The following is a 19,913-nucleotide window of genomic DNA, read 5'->3' on the forward strand; positions in this document are numbered from 1 at the left end:
AATACATTTTAAATCAATAGAAGGTATAAATGACAAGAATAGTCGTCGCTGCAAAACAAGACAAAATATTACTACAGGATTCTCAAGCAAAAACAGTCAGTTTAAATCAACCTGCTATTATTCAAATTGGTGTCACACAACAAGATGTGAAAACACTAGAGCGATTAGGTGATAAGCTGATTATTAGTTTAAATAATGGTGAGCAAATTGTTTTAGAGGGATTTTTTCAAACCAATGCAACTACAACCCATTCTTTAACTTTCCCTAAAGCGGATGGAAGTTTCTCACTTGCTCACTTTGATGATAATGGAAACTTTACAGACTATAGCGGTTTGCAAAAACTTGACACTTTACTCTATGAAGGTGCCAATACTGCGGGTGTTCAACAAATCTCTGCTTATGAAGATTCAACACCTGAGTTTTCATTTTCAAATTTATTTTCTTCAAGCGCAGTGAAAGCAGGTGTCGGTCTTGCTTCTGCAATTGGTTTAGGTTTGGCATTGATTGATGATGGTGGAAGTAATCAATCAAAGGGGGTTACTGATATTATTGCACCGAAAACGCCGACTGCAACATTAAATCCAGAAGGTACTGAAATTAAGGGTACGGCTGAAGCGGGTGCGACTATTTATGTAATTGATAAAAACCAGAAAGTGATTGCTACAGCAGTGGTAGATAAAGATGGAAATTATTCATTGACACTGCCGGAGGCTTTGCTGAACAATAATACTTATTATATCAATCCAAAAGACAAAGCTGGAAATGCTTCAACCTATACCTCTGTTGTGGGTACTAAAGATACTATTGCACCCAATGAGCCTCAGGGGCAGTTAAATGAGCAAGGAAATATTGTTACTGGTAAAGCAGAAGCGAATGCCATAATTAATGTGTATGATCCAGCGGGTCAACTGATTGGTACTGCAAAAGCCAATGCACAGGGACAATTTTCTGTTGCTATTTCTCCTGCTTTAACCACAGGCCAGATTGGTACAGTCGAAGCGATTGATGCATCTGGTAATAAATCAGAAAAACATAATATTGAAGTCGGTAAAGATACTATAGCACCTGATCAACCTAAGTTTGATGTATCTAAAGATGGAACTTCAATACATGGAACCGCAGAAGTAAATGCTAAAGTGATCATTCAAGATTCAACAGGTACGGTGATTGCAACAGGTGTTGTAGACGCCAATGGCAAATTCAATATCACCATTTCTCCTGCTTTAGATACAAGCAAGACTGGCAAAATTATAATTGAAGATGCTGCAGGAAATAAGTCGAGTGCTGTAGAAATTAAAGCTGGACAAGATGTTTTAGCACCAGATAAACCCGTGGCCAATTTAAATGCTGAAGGAACTGTGATCACGGGTACCGCTGAAGCAAATTCCAAAATTTCAGTTTATGACAGTGCAAATAAATTATTAGGCACAGCAACAACAGATGCAAACGGAAATTATTCTGTCACACTTTCAACAGCGTTGACTGAAGCAAAAGTCGGCAGTGTATATGCAACAGATGCAGCTGGAAATCAGTCAGCGCTTAGCTCTGTAACAGGTACCAAAGATGTAACCGCGCCTGCTAGTCCGAAAATCACAGATGTGGTTGATGATGTTGGGACAACTGTAGGTTCTGTTGCTGCAAATGGGACTACAGATGACAAGCGGCCTGTGATTTCAGGAACAGGAGAAGTTGGAGCAACTTTAATTATTTATGACAATAATCAGGCGGTAGGTAAGGTCACAGTTGGTGCAGATAGTAAATGGTCATTTAGTTTTGCTTATGATTTAACTCTGGGAAGTCACAGTATTACCACTGTACAAACGGATAAAGCAGGGAATACCAGTTTAGTAAGTGATGCACGAACATTTACTGTAATAGAAATCGCCACAAAAATGGCAGTTTTTGATGAAACGTCAGCTTTTCATGCTGATTTAGCTGATTCGAATATTGATTCAGTTAAAAGTGCTGATGCGATTGGGTCAGGTGTTTTAAATTCTGAGCCAGAAAGTAGCGCTCAAGTACTCGATCAATCGACACCAATAGAAAATCAATTTTCGCAGCTCCATTCAAATGTTTCAGATTTAGATCATACTGCTATAGCTGGCAGTTCAGCTATTCTCAGTACAAGCATAGCGACTGTACTGCAAGATGCGCTTGAGAATAACAAAGTTGAAGATATCAAGGTTGACAATACCAATTCTTATGACAGCACGGCCATTTCAGTCGATGAATTGTTGGCAAAGACTTCAGTTAATGATTTAACTACAAATCAGATTGATGATGTGCTTGCTCGAACAATTGATCAAAGTGCTACAACCATTGTCGATGATGCTAAAAATACTGAATTGGTCGCTTTTAATAAAGCCGAAAATCTATCAGCGCAAGATATACCTGTATTGCAATCTGATCTGATCAAGGATTTGTTTGATCCACAATTACTAACCTTTTGATTGAAAATAATCAGATAAGCACCTACGGGTGCTTTTTTATTGAAATGAATTTGGTATAAAGTAAAAAGATTGTATTCAAAATCAAAAAAAATTCTAGGATTAAAATTTTTATGTCAGATGCTGTTGAACAAAATCAATTCCAAATCTTTATCGATGCTAGCGCAAGTTTAAATTTTGTCTTTCAGCAGAATGCTATCCCTTTAATTCACAGTATTTCTTTAACTAGTAGTAAGTTACTTCCTAGAAGTAAGCTTATTATTCAAGCGAATCCTGAATTTATTCAAAGAACAGAAATCCATATCGGGATGTTGGATGAACAACAAAGTACCCAAATCAATAATCCTAAACTGAATTTTGATATTCATTTTCTATTAAATTTATCTGAAAATATAAAAGTAAACATAAGCTTTAAATGGTTGGATTTAGAAGATAATTTATTGGCAGAGCATCAACAAGAAATTCAAGTTCTAACTGTCGATACTTGGGGTGGAGAAAAACAACCGCTTGAACTATTGGCATGTTTTTCACAACCTAATGCTGCTTCGTTAGTACCTATTTTAAAACGTGCCAGTGAAGTACTGTTTGAAAAGAATCTTGGCAGTTTAAATGGTTATTCAGATAAAAATCCTGAACATGTTTTACAGCAAGTCAATGCGATTTGGCAGGCATTAAATGAACAGGATTTACGCTATATTGTAAATCCTGCAAGTTATATTCAACAAGGGCAACGGATTCGCTTTGCCAAACAAATTTTAGAAGAAAAAATGGCATGTTGCCTAGACAGTACGATGTTGCTCAGTTCATTGCTGGAACAAATCGGACTTGATCCGATTGTTATGTTGATTCAGGGGCACAGCTTTTTGGGAATTTGGCTACATGAAACACCACTCGTCGACATTTTGATTGATGATCTGCAAACATTACGTAAATGTATGGAACTCGGTGCAATTACGTTTATTGAAACCACACTGCTGACCTCAAAAAATAGTTTAAAGCAAGCGATAGAATCTGCTCAGTGCTTTTTACAAGTACCTGAAAAAATTGAACAGTTTTATGTTGCAATTGATATTCGACAAAGTCGTTTACGTGGAGTGCGTCCGATTTCTTTGCAGTTGGATGTCAGAAAAAATCTTGATGATAATGAGATTACTTGGACACAAGCCTCATTGCCTGAGTATGCTAGTTATGATGAAAGTGAAAATGTTGCAACCCGCGTACAGCGTTGGCTAAGGCGTTTATTGGATTTAAGTTTAAGAAATAAATTATTAAACTTTAAAGATAATCGCCTAAGCATTCCCTTGCAATGTTCTGAGAAAACCTTAGCCTCTTTGGAAGATGCTTTAGCAGAAAATAAAGGGTTTTTCTTCCATAGTATTGAGCATATTTCTTTAAAAAATGTGACACGTGAGAATGAAGCTGATCATGTACAACACTATATTGATGAAAATTTGCATCGACAGCTATTATTTAGTGGTCTAGATAGTGAAACCTTAAATAAACGCTTGGTTGAAGTTTATCGGGCTTCACGGACGGCATTAGAGGAAGGTGGAGCAAATACATTATTTTTAGCCATTGGATTTTTGCAATGGAAAGAGTCAGAGAAAGCTCAAAGAAGCTTTAAAGCACCATTATTATTGATTCCTGTAAGAATGACGCGCGAATCTGCTAAGTCTGGTTATCGGTTATGGATGTATGATGATGAGCCACGCTTTAATTCAACTTTATTGCAGTTATTAAGACAAGACTTTGAGCTCGAAATGAGTGGCTTAGATCCATTGCCAATAGATGAATCTAGTGTGGATGTGAATGCTGTATTACAAATTGTACGCCGTGCGGTGGTCAATATGCGAGGATGGGAAGTCACTGCAGAAGCAGCAATTGGTCAGTTTTCATTTTCAAAATATCTGATGTGGCGTGATCTATCTTTACGTATGCAACAGCTAAAAGAACAGGCTGTGGTCAATCATCTGATTGAAACACCACGGGAACCATTTAAAAAACAAGAGGCTTTTCCTCATCCAGTCGAACTCGATAAAAACTATCAACCTCAGCAATTATTCACGCCCTTGTCGTCTGACTCCTCGCAACTTGCTGCGGTAATGTCAGCTGCATTGGGACGAACATTTGTACTTTCTGGACCGCCAGGTACGGGTAAATCTCAAACGATTACCAATATGGTGGCGCAATGTTTAGCAGATGGAAAATCAGTATTATTTGTTTCAGAAAAAATGGCGGCCTTAGATGTGGTTTACCGTCGTTTAAACCAGATTGGATTAGGCGATTTATGTCTACAATTACATTCTGCAAAAGCGCAAAAAATAGAAGTTTTAGATCAACTTCGTGAACGTGCCGAAAATAACAATAATCCTTATGTTGTTCAGCAAAAGCAAACCCAGCAAGCGTGGCAATTGCTTTCTCAGCAACTGGTGGAAAGCCGCGATGAGTTAAATCAGCATGTGCATATTTTACATCAACAGCATCCGATTGGTTGGAGTTTATTTGATGCCATGAGTGATGAGCTGCTACATCGGGATTTAGACAACTTACGATTTGAACTTAACATTCAGCAGTTAACTGAACAATCTCGCAACCAGTTAAAAGCGCTCAGTACAAAAGCATTTTTACAATATCAACAAATTTCCCCATCCTCTTTTGAAATACTTAAGGGATTTGCAGAGGGAAGCCCGCAGAATATTTGGAATTTGTTATGGCAAGATCAGTACCAACAGCAACAACAACGTTTAGCTGAACTGATTCCACAGTTGCATTTTTCAGTACAAGCTTGGCAAGAGTGTTGCCAATTTCCCCGTGCGGAAAATCTACAGCAACTACAAAAAGATCTCGATATTTATCAGACATTGTTTAATTTCGCTCAGCAGCATGATTTGAAATTATTAAAAATTGTTGATGCGATAGATATACGACAAATTTCTGAAGCAAAAGCGATTTGCACAGAAATACAGCAAAACCGTACACGCTTAATTTTTAATTATGATGCGTCTATTTACCAAGCTGAATTAAAACAAATCGAATTTAAATGGCGTGAAGCTGTTGCCAAATTTTGGCCTTGGTCTTGGTTTGGAAAATACCAGCTGAGAAATTTAATTCGGAGTTATCAGACGGAGAAACAACGTCCATCAACGATGGTGGTTGAAAATGACTTGCCAATCCTGATCAATATTCAAAATTATCAGCAGCAATTCCAGAGCATTGAAAATCAGCTGAAAGACCGTTTGGAATCTTATTGGCAAGCTGAAAAGACAGATTGGGTACAGTTTGAAAATATTTCGATCGCATGGACGCAACTGAAACAACAACTCTCAGAACGTATGAGTCAAATTTCAGTGATTCAGCAGGCAGTGAGTTTTGCAAGCCAGCACGATTTGGGGAAAATCACCCAATATGTAGATGAATTAAAAAAAATATATAGCCAGCTTTTAAGCGATCAACAGCTTCAAACTGAACACTTAGAAGGCTATTCAATGATCACTTTTGCTGAACTTATTGCACGTCAACGGCAATTACAAACTGTGATAAGTGAGTGGCGCCATTGGCTAAATTGGCAAGGTTTAAAAACTGAACTTAAACAACAGGGTTTAGCAAGTTTCAGCGAGTTTTTACAACATCAGCCATCCGAAGCAAACGTGCAATATGCTGCTCAAAAGTTAAGACAAGAATATGTGATATTGTTAATTGATATTAATCTTGCTCGGCAATGGATTATTCAGCAGTTTAGTCAACATCCTGAGCTCAACCAGTTTAATGGTGAATTGCAGCAGCAAAAAATTCAGAAATTTTCGCAGCAGGATCGGGAACATCAACAGTTTGCCAGTGAGGAAATTACCCGTCGTTGGTATAAAATCTTTGAAAACCCTGAAATGTTTAAAAAACAATGGGCTTTACTCAATAAAGAGTTGGGCAAAAAGCGTCGGCATATACCCGTACGTGAATTAATTAAGCAAATTCCCGATGTGATTACAGGTTTAAAACCGTGTATGTTAATGAGTCCACTTTCAGTCGCTCAATATCTAGATCCTGAGTCTAAGTTTGATGTGGTGATCTTCGATGAGGCATCACAGATTCCTGTTTGGGATGCGATAGGTGCTTTGGCTCGGGGCAAACAATCGATTGTTGTGGGTGATAATAAACAAATACCACCAACCAGTTTCTTTGGAAAAGGCGATTCTGAAGCGATCGATGAGGATGTTACCGAAGATTTGGAAAGTATTCTGGATGAATGCTTGGCCGCACAATTGCCAGAATTGGTGCTCAATTGGCATTATCGTAGTCGCTATGAAAGCTTAATCCAGTTTAGTAATCAAAAATATTATAAGGGTGAATTATTGACGTTCCCGGCACCTGTGGCTCGGGATAGTGCAATTCAATTCCACCCAGTTCAAGGGGTTTATGATAAAGGTGATACCCGTACCAATAAGGCAGAGGCACAAGCGATTGTGCAATTTATTATCCAGCATTTAACGACTCAACTCACGGCTGAGGTTAAACAAACAGTTGGTGTGGTGACATTTAATATTACCCAGCAAAAACTGATTGAAGATTTGTTAGACAATGAATTGGCGAATTATCCCGAGTTAGAGCAATTAAGCCGAGAGGGTTTCGAGCCATTATTTGTGAAGAACTTGGAAAATGTACAAGGTGATGAAAGAGATCTGATTATATTCTCAATCACTTATGCTGCAGATCAAAACGGTAAATTGTTGATGAATTTTGGTGCTTTAAATCGTCAAGGTGGACAGCGCCGTTTAAATGTTGCGATTACTCGTGCACGTCAGGGTTTGCATGTTTTTTCTACACTTCGTCCAGAACAGATTGATCTCTCGCGAACCAGTAGTGAAGGTGTACGGGATTTAAAAGATTTCCTTAGCTTTGCACAAACTGGGCAGATGGCTTATTACGCACAGTCTGTTGGAAAAGAAAAATCTAAAGATGAGCTGATGTTGTATTTGCAAACTCAATTAGAGCAGTTAGGTTGGAAAGTAGACTTAGCTGTGGGGAGTGGAGAAGGTCGGATTGATCTTGCAATTCAAGATCCTAAAATTGTAGGGCAGTATTTAACGGGCATCCTTGTAGATGGTGATGATTATGCCAAGGCTGCAACCGCACGAGATCGTGATCAACTGCGCCCAACAGTTTTAAAAGGTTTAGGTTGGCATATATTACAATTATGGACTGTAGAGTGGTGGCTTGATCCAAGAGGAAATCTTGAAAAGTTACATCGTCAATTAGAAGCTTTGGTCAATAAAATGTCTTAATTGTTTTTAGTAGGTGTTTGTGAAATCGGATTTTATAGCGCTTGTTTGGCTTAAATTTGATGCATAGTGCTTTCCAATAAACGCTGAATAATTTCATTCAGCGTTTTTATTTTTATCTAAAACGTGAACTTATACATATAAAATACCCAATTTCAGGTATATCTCTATATTCCCCCATTTGATCTAATAATTGATATTTGATCAAAATGTAGATTTGGGGATTATCATGAACAAAATTTATAAAGTTATTTGGAATTCACAACTTAGGTGCTGGCAAGCAGTTTCAGAATTGGCAAAAAATCATAATACTTCACAAAGTACTGTAGACCATAAAAACGCACTGAAGGGCGGTGTTCATAAAGCATCAGGGATAAATTTAATCCGATTGGCTTTTTTGGGGCTGGCTTTATTGCCGTTATCGATTTATGCCGCAATTTCTAATACTGAACTGCCTACAGGCGCCAATATCACTCAAGGTTCAGCCAACATTTCCCAAAATGGCAACGTTTTAAATATTCATCAAAATAGTCAAAACCTTTCGACCAACTGGAATACTTTTAATATTGGTAAAGATGCAACGGTTAATTTTAATCAACAAAACCAGTCATCTATAGCCATTAATCGGGTTTTGGATAGCAATGCATCGCAGATTATGGGGCGTTTAAATGCCAATGGGCAGGTGTTTTTACTCAATCCAAATGGTGTGGTTTTTTCTAAGACAGCTCAAGTGAATGTTGGTGGTTTGGTTGCTTCAACTTTAAGTTTGAACGATGCGGATATTCAAAATGGAAAATATACTTTAAAAGCCAATGCCAATAGCACAGCAACGATAGAAAATAACGGTAGTATTCAAACTTTATCAGGTGGAACTGTTGCGCTGATTGCGCCCAATGTTAAAAATACCGGCTCTATTGTGACACCGAATGGCGTTACTCATCTCACTGCTGCCAGTCAAGTCACTCTTGCTTTACAGGATGGTTCACTGACCCAGTACCAAGTTGATCAAGGGGTATTAAAAGGCTTGGTGGACAATGGTGGTGCAATTCTTGCCGACAATGGCGCTGTATATTTAACTGCAAAAGCCAAAGACAGTTTAAGTAAAGCCGTGGTCAATCATAGTGGGATTATTGAAGCGAATCGCTTAAGCCAAAATGCCAAAGGTGAAATCATTTTGTTAGGTGATATGCAAAATGGTGAAACAAATGTCAGTGGCCTGCTTAAAGCTGAAGGGAAAAATGGTCAAGATGGTGGGTTTATTGAAACTTCAGCAGCCAAAGTAAAGATTAATAATAATACGATAGTGTCCTCTCATTCTGAGGGCGGGAAAATCGGAAACTGGTTGATCGACCCTACCGATTTCAGTATTAATTCAGGTAATGCATCGGCAAGTAGTAGCGGCATAGGCGCAACCACTTTAGCAAGCAGTCTTGCAACCAGTAATGTCATATTGCTAACTAGCTCTACGGGTAACCAAAAGGGTGATATCAATGTGAATGCTGATGTGACTTGGGGGAGTGCGACCAGCCTGACTTTAAATGCACAAAATGACATCAACATTAATGCCAACATCACAGCGACCAATAACAGTGGCAAACTTAATTTGATATATGGACAAAATACAGCCAATACCAATGCTAATTACTATATTAACACTGGCGCAAAAATAAACTTAAAGGCTGGGCAGAATTTTAGTACCCAAAAAGGAACGGCTGCTACCATTAACTATCAAGTCATTACGGCTTTGGGCGCACAGGGTTCGACTACAAGTCAAGATTTACAAGGGATCAACGGTAACCTGAGTGGTAATTATGTGTTGGGTGCAGACATAGATGCCAGTAGTACATGGCAGTGGAATGGCTATACCGGATTCGACCCAATTGGCTTTTATAATGCAACTTTAAGTCCAATGGATCTATCACAACAAGCTTTTCGTGGACGGTTTGATGGATTAGGTCATGCGATTAGTGGATTAAGTATTGACTCTATGTATCAGGGCATTGGACTGTTTGCGATTACGCATCAGAATGCACTTATACAAAATCTTGGACTGAATAATATAAGTTATTCAGGTTATGGAAAAACAGGTGGGATCGTGGGGCTTAATCTTGGCACGATTAATAATGTTTATGTCAATGCAGGCTTAGTCACAGGTAATACCGAGCAGTATGGCGGATTGGTGGGTTGGAACTATAATTCAGGAAATATCTTAAATTCTTATGCCAATGTGACTGTAAAAGGAAAATATTCTAATAATAATTATATTGGTGGTTTGGTTGGTTATAGTGACGGAGTTGTAAGTTCTTCTTTTGCAACAGGTGCAGTGACAGGAAATAATTATATTGGTGGTTTAGTTGGTGGAATATCAGGGCAAATCAATAACTCTTATGCAACAGGTACTGTCATCGGAAATCAATATGTTGGAGGACTGGTGGGTTTCAATGGCGGAAGTGTTGACAAAAATTATTCTTCTGGAAGTGTAACTGGGAATACTTTTGTTGGTGGTCTCGTTGGTGGTGGTAATGGTACAACCACAAATAGTTTCTGGAACACCAGTACTTCTGGAAGAACAAGCAGTGCGGGTGGTATAGGAAAAACCACAACAGAACTTCAGCAAATTTCTACTTTTGCAGGTTGGGATATTGATGATGCAGGTGGTACAGGAAAAGTCTGGCGTATTTATGAAGGAAGATCTGCGCCGTTACTACGTCATTTCCTTAAACCCTTGGTTACAGAAATTGTCGCTAATTTTTCTGACAAAATTTATGATGGATCAATAGCTTCTGGAACTCTGGCTTCAGGACTGAATTATAAAACAACCAGTAAAAATGCAGGGATTTATAGTTTAAATGATGGCTCAATCCTGATTAGTGGTGTTCCAATCGCGGCAAATACAACACAGTTTGGCGATGATGTAATTTATAAAGAAAATGGTGGATCAGGTTCATTAACAATCGCGAAAAGAGATTTAAATATTAATGGCTTGAGCGTTGCTGACAAAGTCTATGATACATCAAAAGTAGCAACATTATCGGGTACTGCTGGAGTGACAGTGCTGTCAGGTGATTCAGTGACACTTTCGGGTATTGGATTTGGATCATTTACTGATAAAAATGTGGGCAATAATAAAAATGTGATTGTGTCGGGTTATACGCTGACTGGAACAGATGCTTTAAATTACAACTTGCTACAGCCGACAAATCTTAAAGCCAGTATAACGCCTGCAGTTTTAACCATTAATGGAATAAGTGTTGCAGATAAAACGTATGATGGCTTGTTCAATGCGACCTTAAATGGTACTGCTTCAATCAATCCATTTGCTGGAGATTTTGTTGGATTGACTGGTAGTGGTATAGGTACATTTACAGATAAGAATGCAGGAATCCGGTCTGTGATCGTAACAGGCTATAACTTAACAGGTGCGGATGCAGGAAATTATACTTTTAGTCAGCCTATAGGTTTAAGTGCCACAATTCATAAAGCACAAGCCATTGTAAAGGCCAATAGTTTAAATACGGTTTATAACGGTAAAGATCAAACGGCTGCTGGCTTTAGTGCAACAGGCTTGGTCAATGGCGAAACTACAACTGTATTGTCAGGCGTGACTGCAACAGTGACTGCTAAAGATGCAGGCAAATACACCAACACAGTAACAGGTGCAGACAAGAACTATGATCTGACACTTATTGATGGCTCATTAGATATTGCTAAGGCGAAAGCCACCGTAACCGCCAATAGCGTATCAACCACCTATAACGGTAAAGATCAAACGGCTGTTGGCTTTAGTGCAACAGGCTTGGTCAATGGCGAAACTACAACTGTATTGTCAGGTGTTTCGGCAACTGTCACAGGTAAAGATGCCGGTAGTTATGCCAATACAGCCACAGGTACAGATAAGAACTATGAGCTAAGTTTTGTTAATGGCTCTTTGGATATCGCCAAAGCTAAGGCGACAGTAACAGCCAATAGTGTAACAACGACCTATAACGGTAAAGATCAAACGGCTGCTGGTTTTAGTGCGACAGGCTTAGTCAATGGTGAAACTGAATCGGTATTGTCAGGTGTTTCAGCCACGGTGACTGCTAAAGATGCAGGTCAATATACCAATACCGCAACAGGTATAGATAAAAACTATGAGCTCAGTTTTGTTAATGGCTCATTAGATATTGCTAAAGCTAAAGCTACTGTCACCGCCAATAGCGTATCAACCATTTATAACGGTAAAGACCAAACGGCTACTGGCTTTAGTGCGAAAGGCTTAGTCAATGGTGAAACAGAATCAGTATTATCAGGCGTAAACGCAACGGTGAATGCTAAAGATGCAGGCAAATACAACAACACAGTAACAGGTGTAGACAAGAACTATGATCTGACGCTTATTGATGGCTCTTTGGATATTGCTAAGGCCAAAGCCACCGTAACCGCCAATAGTTTAAATACGGTTTATAACGGTAAAGATCAAACAGCTGCTGGTTTTACTGCAACAGGCTTGGTCAATGGTGAAACTACAAGTGTATTGTCAGGTGTTTCAGCAACGGTGACTGCCAAAGATGCAGGCAAATACAACAACACAGTAATAGGTGTAGACAAGAACTATGATCTGACGCTTATTGATGGCTTATTAGATATTGCTAAAGCTAAAGCGACAGTAACAGCCAATAGCGTATCTACCACCTATAATGGTAAAGATCAAACTGCTGCTGGTTTTACTGCGATAGGCTTGGTCAATGGGGAAACCGAATCGGTATTGTCAGGTGTTTCAGCCACGGTGACTGCTAAAGATGCTGGCAAATACACTAATAGCGCAACAGGTCTAGACAAGAACTACGAGCTAAGCTTTGTTGATGGCTCATTGGATATCGCTAAGGCTAAAGCCACTGTTACGGCTAATAGCGTATCAACTACCTATAACGGTAAAGATCAAACAGCTGCTGGCTTTAGTGCAACAGGCTTGGTCAATGGTGAAACTACAAGTGTATTGTCAAGTGTTTCGGCAACTGTCACAGGCAAAGATGTAGGCAAATACACCAACACAGTAACAGGTGTAGATAAGAACTATGATCTGACGCTTATTGATGGCTCATTAGATATTGCTAAAGCTAAAGCCACTGTTACTGCTAATAGCGTATCAACCACCTATAATGGTAAAGATCAAACGGCTACTGGCTTTAGTGCGACAGGTTTGGTCAATGATGAAACAGAATCAGTATTATCAGGCGTAAGCGCATCGGTGATTGCTAAAGATGCAGGCAAATACATCAATACCGCAACGGGTCTAGACAAGAACTATGAGTTAAGTTTTATTGATGGTTCTTTGGATATCGCCAAAGCTAAAGCTACTGTCACCGCCAATAGTTTAAATACGGTTTATAACGGTAAAGATCAAACAGCTACTGGCTTTACTGCAACAGGCTTGGTCAACGGTGAAACTGAATCAGTACTCTCAGGTGTTTCAGCAACGGTGACTGCTAAAGATGCTGGCAAATATACCAATACTGCAACAGGTCTAGACAAGAACTATGAGTTAAGTTTTATTGATGGTTCTTTGGATATCGCCAAAGCTAAAGCCACTGTCACCGCCAATAGTTTAAATACGGTTTATAACGGTAAAGAGCAAACAGCTGTTGGTTTTAGTGCGACAGGCTTAGTCAATGGTGAAACTGAATCGGTATTGTCAGGTGTTTCAGCAACGGTGACTGCTAAAGATGCAGGTCAATATACCAATACTGCAACAGGTCTAGATAAGAACTATGAGCTAAGCTTTGTTGATGGCTCATTAGATATTGCGAAAGCCAAAGCCACCGTAACTGCTAATAGTGTATCGACTACCTATAACGGTAAAGATCAAACGGCTGCTGGCTTTAGCGCTTCTGGTTTAGTCAATGGTGAAACTGAATCAATTTTATCAGGTGTTTCAGCCACGGTGACTGCTAAAGATGCTGGCAAATACACTAATAGCGCAACAGGTCTAGACAAGAACTACGAGCTAAGCTTTGTTGATGGCTCATTAGATATTGCCAAAGCGAAAGCTACAGTAACTGCCAATAGCGTATCGACTACCTATAATGGTAAAGATCAAACAGCTGTTGGCTTTAGTGCGACAGGTTTGGTCAATGGTGAAACTGAATCAGTCTTATCAGGTGTTTCAGCAACAGTGACTGCCAAAGATGCAGGTCAATACACCAATAGCGCAACGGGTCTAGATAAAAACTACGAGTTAAGTTTTGTTGATGGCTCATTAGACATTGCCAAAGCTAAAGCCACTGTCACCGCCAATAGTTTAAATACGGTTTATAACGGCAAAGATCAAACAGCTGCTGGCTTTAGTGCAACAGGCTTGGTCAATGGGGAAGATACATCGGTACTCTCAGGTGTTTCAGCAACGGTGACTGCTAAAGATGCAGGTCAATACACCAATAGCGCAACGGGTCTAGACAAGAACTACGAGTTAAGTTTTGTTGATGGTTCATTGGATATCACCAAAGCCAAAGCTACTGTCACCGCCAATAGTTTAAATACGGTTTATAACGGCAAAGATCAAACAGCTGCTGGCTTTAGTGCAACAGGTTTGGTCAACGGTGAAACTGAATCGGTATTATCAGGTGTTTCAGCAACTGTCACAGGTAAAGATGCAGGTAGTTATGCCAATACAGCCACAGGTCTAGATAAGAACTATGATCTTAGTTTTATTGATGGCTCATTAGATATTGCTAAGGCTAAAGCCACTGTGACCGCCAATAGTGTATCAACTACTTATAATGGTAAAGATCAAACAGCTACTGGCTTTACTGCAACAGGCTTGGTCAATGGTGAAACTGAATCAGTACTCTCAGGTGTTTCAGCTACTGTGACTGCTAAAGATGCAGGTCAATATACCAATAGTGCAACGGGTCTAGACAAAAACTATGAACTAAGCTTTGTTGATGGCTCTTTGGATATCACCAAAGCTAAAGCCACTGTCACCGCCAATAGTTTAAATACGGTTTATAGCGGTAAAGATCAAACAGCTGCTGGTTTTAGTGCGACAGGTTTGGTCAATGGTGAAACAGAATCGGTATTGTCAGGTGTAACTGCAACGGTTACCGGCAAAGATGCTGGCCAATACACCAATAGTGTAACGGGTCTAGACAAAAACTATGAACTAAGCTTTGTTGATGGCTCTTTGGATATCACCAAAGCTAAAGCCACTGTCACCGCCAATAGTTTAAATACGGTTTATAGCGGTAAAGATCAAACAGCTGCTGGTTTTAGTGCGACAGGTTTGGTCAATGGTGAAACAGAATCGGTATTGTCAGGTGTAACTGCAACGGTTACCGGCAAAGATGCTGGCCAATACACCAATAGTGCAACGGGTCTAGACAAGAACTACGAGTTAAGTTTTGTTGATGGTTCCTTAGATATCGCCAAAGCCAAAGCTACTGTGATCGCCAATAGCTTAAATACAGTCTATAACGGTAAAGACCAAACGGCTATTGGTTTTAGTGCAACAGGTTTGGTCAATGGTGAAACTGAATCGGTCTTATCAGGTGTTTCAGCAACGGTGACTGCTAAAGATGCTGGCAAATACACCAATACTGCAACAGGTCTCGACAAGAACTATGATCTTAGTTTTATTGATGGCTCATTAGATATTGCTAAAGCTAAAGCCACTGTGACCGCCAATAGTGTATCAACCACCTATAACGGTAAAGATCAAACTGCTGCTGGTTTTAGTGCTTCTGGTTTAGTCAATGGAGAGACAGAATCTGTATTATCTGGTGTAAGCGCAACGGTTACCGGCAAAGATGCTGGCAAATACGCCAATACTGCAACGGGTGCAGACAAAAACTATGAGCTAACTTTTGTTAATGGTGCATTGGATATTGCGAAAGCTAAAATTAACCAAGTGACAGACATTAGCGCCAATAATCGTATTTATGATGCAACCACCAACGCAACATTAAATACTGGATCAGCACAATTCACTGGTATGGTTGCAGGCGATGAATTGAAAGTTGCAACAGCAACTGGACAATTCGGTGATAAAAATGTGGGTATAGCAAAACAAGTCTCGATTCAGGGTGTCAGTTTAAGTGGTGCAGATGCACACAACTACGAGTTGGTGAATAACACTGCACAAACTACGGCAGATATTCGCCAAGCCAATATTCAAAACATTGCTGGAATTACGGCCAACAATCGTACTTATAATGGATTAACTGCCGCTGAACTTAATCTCAGCAACGCACAATTCAACGGGATCTACGCTGGGGATAATTTAAACGTTGCAACAGCAATAGGACAATTTGACAGTGCAACCACAGGGCAAGCAAAAAATGTATCGATTACAGCTTTAAGTCTAGGTGGCTTAGATGCTCAAAACTACAAACTTGTGGATACCACCGCTGTGACCACAGCTGATATTTATCTGTTAACCCCTGCAGCGTATTTACAAGCCATACAATTCAAACGACCGCGTTATTTGCCTGAAACCAATAACGTCTTAAATACAGTTGATTTAGATGTACGCCAAGGTGGAGTTAACACTGCAGGTATTCAAATTTTGGCAGGGGAGCACTAATTGATGAAACAACAACACAATATTTTGGCAACATCTGTGGCTGCTTGTCTGATGCTTTTGACCAGCAGTAACCATGCAGCGCCAGCACCTAATGCGGGTCAACTGCTACAACAACAGCAACAAGGACAAAGCCTTGAACCACAGGCTGCTGTTCAGATAGAAAGTTCAGCAAGCAATAACGTACCTAACTCACCTGATATCCAAATTCCTGTACGCAAAATTGAAATCACTGGAAATAGTCGTTTTAGCACAGCGCAATTGCATCACTTAGTGGCGGATGCCGAAGGTAAACAATTGAGTCTTCAGCAACTTTGGCAAGTAGCCCAAAAGATTACCACTTACTACCAGCAACAGGGCTATGCCTATAGTCGGGCTTATCTGCCTCAGCAGAATCTAAGTCAGGGTGTAGTACGTATCAATGTACTCGAAGCGTATTATGATCAAACCCAGATTGATAATCAAAGTCGAACGCAAAACTGGCTAATTGAACAAACCGTTGCACCACTTAAACAAGGTGAGCGGATCAACAGTGACCAAATGCAACAACAACTCAAACTGCTCAATCGTTTAAATGGGGTCAATACCCGAAATGTTTTGACCCCTGGTGCAACAGTCGGAAGTAGCCAACTCAATGTTGAAGTACAAAATGCAGGCATGTTGAATGGTTATATTGGCGCAGATAACTTTGGTAATCGTTATACCAGTCAAGTGCGTGGAACCGCTGGAATTTCTGCCAACAACCTTGCAGGCTTAGGCGATGAACTGAGTTTAGATGTAATGACTGCAGGCAAACGCATGAACTACGGGCGCGTGGGTTATGCATTTACCTTTACAGGAATGGGTACTCGGGCAGGCGCAAGTTATTCTTATCTAGATTATGAACTTGGAAAAGAGCTAAAAAACATTGGCGCAGAAGGGAGTGCTGCACAAAGTAGCGTATTCATTAGCCAACCTGCCTTACTGACCAATAATGCAGAAGTCCTTCTCAGCTTACAATACGATCATAAACAACTGAAAGATGATATTCAGCTCAATCAATATTACAAACATCGAAATATTGACGTGGTGACTGCCCGACTGGATGGCTCGCAGTTCGATCAATTCTTGGGTGGAGGCTTAACCCAATATGGTGCCTCAACCAGTTATGGTCGTGTTAAATTTAAAAACGATGATGCCGCTGCTTTAGATGCGCAAACAGCGAAGACAGCTGGAGACTACTATACAGCTACATTGAATCTGTCACGCTTACAAAACCTAAGCAATAAGGGCACGCAAGGCTATTTGGGAATTTATGGACAATACAGTCCTTATAATCTAGACAGTGCAGAGCAATATCTAGGTGGTGGTCCATTTAATGTTCGTGGTTATGAATCGAGTCAATTTGCAGGCTCTACAGGTTATTTGGCCACGGCAGAACTGAGACAAAGTTTATTTGCCGATGCAAAGCATCAGCTAACAGCGAAAGTATTTATCGATACAGCAGAAGTCACGTTAAATGCTAAGCGTTGGGCAGGTGTGACAGGCGATAATCAAGTTCAAATCAGTAGTGCAGGTTTAGGTTTGAACTGGACGAGTGCGTGGAATATTCAAGCCAATGCAGAAGTTGCCTTTCCAATTGGAAATACGCCAGAGCAGTTGCAAGACCGTGATAATCACCAGTACTGGTTGAGTTTAAGAAAGACTTTCTAATTTGATTGAGTAAATAAGGAGGCTTTTGTCTCCTTATTTATGTCGCCACGCGATAGCAACACGCTGTATGGTTAAACTCAATTTATTTGAGTAACGAAAAACTCCCTCCTTCAAAAAAGGTGAGAAGTATTCACTTCGCAAGGGGGAAGATTCAAACAATCTGAGTAAAAACTTAGCAAAAGGGATTTAAAAATCTAGCTGATGAGAATAAAACTTACACAGCCACACTTTACATTTAAAGTTTAAATTCTTTTGCGTAGACGAAGTCAAACCTTGCGCTGCAAACAAAGCCGATTAATATTCGTTGGGTGACCGCTACACCATCTATAATTAAATGATGTAAAAGCAAAATGATTAAATGGATATAAGTTGGAATGCCATTGATGAGTAATGGATATTTTTATCATGATTATTTGTATAGGCTTGTATATACAAATAACATCGACTCAAGATACAATGAGTTAGAATATTTTGTATGAGTTTTAGCCAATGTCAAGAGCGTCAAAGCACAATGATCTAGACTTATCTCTAGAAGAAGATAGTCCTGTTCCTTTGTATTTGCGCGTGAAGCAAATGATTTCACAAAAAATTTATGAAGGAACATGGACTGTAAATAAAAAAATTCCTTCAGAAAGTGAGTTGGTGAATTTACTGGGTTGTAGTCGTATGACGGTCAATCGGGCATTGCGCGAACTGACCAGTGAAGGTTTATTGGTGCGTATACAAGGTGTTGGCTCTTTTGTCGCTGAAGGGCAAGGTCGTACAGCATTATTTCATGTGAATAATATTGCAGAAGAAATTATTGCGAGAAATCATAAACATCATGCTGAAGTATTGGTACTTGAACAAATTCAAGCCAATGAAGAACAAAGTCGATTAATGCAAATTCGAGAAGGACAACGACTATTTCACTCGATCATTGTGCATTATGAAAATGATGTGCCTGTGCAGATCGAAGATCGTTTAGTTGATCCCGTACTGATTCCAGATTATTTGGCACAAGATTTTAAAACTATCACGCCTAATGCCTATTTAATGTCAAAAGCACCTGTTACTGAAGGTGAGCATGTGGTTACTGCTATTCTTGCTTCAGCACAAGAATGTAAATGGCTAAAAATCAATAAAACAGAGCCTTGTTTATTGATCCGCCGTAGAACATGGTCCAATAAACAACTGATCTCCAGTGCAAGACTGATTTATCCTGGCAGTCGCTATTATTTGGAAGGTAAATTTACCCAATGATTGAGCTTTTAAAAGCCAGCCATTACAAAAAAATGCGATGGAAAAATGGGAAAGGCTATACGCTTGAAATCGCCCGTAGTGTCGGTGAAAGCTTAGTTGAGTTTGATTGGCGGATTTCGATGGCCGATGTGAAAACATCGAGTGATTTTTCCAAGTTTAATGGGATGAATCGCTTTTTGACGGTATTGGAAGGTCAAGGTCTTTCACTGCGTATAGATGATGATTTTAAGTATTTAAAAACATTGCAGTCCGTCGAGTTTCGTGGAGACAGCGTGGTCAGTTGTGAATTGCTGGCAGGGTACATTCGCGATTTTAATTTGATTTTTAATCCAAAAAAGTTTGATGCACAGTATCAGTGGATTTTCTCTCCAGAAGCCTTAGAAATACCCATATTATCTGACGTGATGTTTGTTTTTAATCAGAGTGTTGAGGTGTTAGTTATCGAAATTGGTCAACAGATTTTTCATCTGGAACATCAGGACAGTCTTAAACTCGAAGATGAAAAATCATTAAAGACAATCATTTTAAATCAGCAATTTTTAAAGCAAACTTGTCTAATACAACTCACAAAAATCTAAATTTTATTGATTCTACTTAAACGCATACAACCTTAAGTTGTCTGCGTTTTTTGTTTTTATGAAAAATAAATCTATTTATTTTATATGTTTATAAATTTTTTTAAAAATAATTTAAAAAGCATCT

At 39.4% G+C, this 19,913-nt stretch carries 6 protein-coding genes; all 6 read left to right on the forward strand.

Features of this window, described 5'->3' with window-relative positions; all coding sequences use genetic code 11:
- Positions 1-29: 29 nt before the first annotated feature.
- On the forward strand, positions 30-2,450 hold the full coding sequence (blp2, locus tag ACG916_RS18870) for an Ig-like repeat protein Blp2 (RefSeq protein WP_419330715.1): 2,421 nt from the start codon (positions 30-32) through the stop codon (positions 2,448-2,450).
- Positions 2,451-2,560: 110 nt separating this feature from the next.
- Complete coding sequence (proA, locus tag ACG916_RS18875) at positions 2,561-7,723, forward strand: anti-phage protein ProA (RefSeq protein ID WP_419328842.1); 5,163 nt, start codon at positions 2,561-2,563, stop codon at positions 7,721-7,723.
- A gap of 226 nt (positions 7,724-7,949) precedes the next feature.
- Positions 7,950-16,280: an MBG domain-containing protein gene (locus ACG916_RS18880; RefSeq protein WP_419373125.1), complete on the forward strand. Its 8,331-nt coding sequence runs from the start codon at positions 7,950-7,952 to the stop codon at positions 16,278-16,280.
- Between the two features lie 3 nt (positions 16,281-16,283).
- Positions 16,284-17,969 (forward strand): ShlB/FhaC/HecB family hemolysin secretion/activation protein, encoded by a 1,686-nt coding sequence (locus ACG916_RS18885; protein WP_419328844.1) that lies wholly within the window; start codon positions 16,284-16,286, stop codon positions 17,967-17,969.
- Positions 17,970-18,458: 489 nt separating this feature from the next.
- Entirely contained in the window at positions 18,459-19,211 is a 753-nt protein-coding gene (gene hutC, locus ACG916_RS18890) for a histidine utilization transcriptional repressor HutC (RefSeq protein ID WP_004721807.1), read from the forward strand.
- Complete coding sequence (locus tag ACG916_RS18895; protein WP_419328846.1) at positions 19,208-19,789, forward strand: HutD/Ves family protein; 582 nt, start codon at positions 19,208-19,210, stop codon at positions 19,787-19,789. The genes hutC and ACG916_RS18895 overlap by 4 nt, the downstream gene beginning before the upstream one ends.
- Positions 19,790-19,913: the final 124 nt, after the last annotated feature.

Origin of the sequence: Acinetobacter legionensis (genome assembly GCF_048552295.1) — a bacterium.
Taxonomy (GTDB): Bacteria; Pseudomonadota; Gammaproteobacteria; order Pseudomonadales; family Moraxellaceae; genus Acinetobacter.

Excerpts from the sequence above, each read along its gene's own strand:
- ACG916_RS18895 (WP_419328846.1), top strand. The coding sequence starts at position 19,208 with ATGATTGAGCTTTTAAAAGCCAGCCATTACAAAAAAATGCGATGGAAA.
- ACG916_RS18880 (WP_419373125.1), top strand. The coding sequence starts at position 7,950 with ATGAACAAAATTTATAAAGTTATTTGGAATTCACAACTTAGGTGCTGG.
- ACG916_RS18885 (WP_419328844.1), top strand. The coding sequence starts at position 16,284 with ATGAAACAACAACACAATATTTTGGCAACATCTGTGGCTGCTTGTCTG.
- hutC (WP_004721807.1), top strand. The coding sequence starts at position 18,459 with ATGTCAAGAGCGTCAAAGCACAATGATCTAGACTTATCTCTAGAAGAA.
- proA (WP_419328842.1), top strand. The coding sequence starts at position 2,561 with ATGTCAGATGCTGTTGAACAAAATCAATTCCAAATCTTTATCGATGCT.
- blp2 (WP_419330715.1), top strand. The coding sequence starts at position 30 with ATGACAAGAATAGTCGTCGCTGCAAAACAAGACAAAATATTACTACAG.